The sequence below is a fragment of the Methylobacterium sp. J-088 genome, assembly GCF_022829295.1.
Classification (GTDB): Bacteria; Pseudomonadota; Alphaproteobacteria; order Rhizobiales; family Beijerinckiaceae; genus Methylobacterium.
This window is the reverse complement of record NZ_JAKSYH010000236.1, coordinates 1-309: the sequence shown is the minus strand read 5'-3', so window position 1 is coordinate 309 and position 309 is coordinate 1. Positions and strand designations below refer to the sequence as shown.

The 309-nt window shown below is 66.3% G+C and carries 1 protein-coding gene; it reads right to left on the bottom strand.

Annotated features, from left to right (window positions below):
* A partial coding sequence (locus MKK63_RS25785; RefSeq protein WP_244006702.1) for a hypothetical protein occupies positions 1 to 309 on the bottom strand: 309 nt, incomplete at both ends.

Sequence of the window (309 nt, the reverse complement as noted above, 5' to 3'; positions counted from 1 at the left end):
CCGGTACCCACCCGCAATGGCCTTACCGGGCTGCAAAGCCATTTTCGTCGTGTGACCCGCCTGGGAGCCGGCCTGCGCCAACTCGGCCTGCTTCTGAGTCGGGGCAGCATCGAAGCTGTACGAGGCGTTGAGGCTCGAAGGATCGATCCCTAGAAGCTGCGCCCCGATGGCCTGCGCCTGAGTGCGCCAGTCCGCGCCCGATCCCGAGAGCACGCCCTTGTCGAGGGCTTCCTTCTGCCGGCTGATGGCCGCGAGCGTGCCGACTGCGCCCTGAGCCTTCTGATAGCCACCGGTGATGTTGTCGCCGAT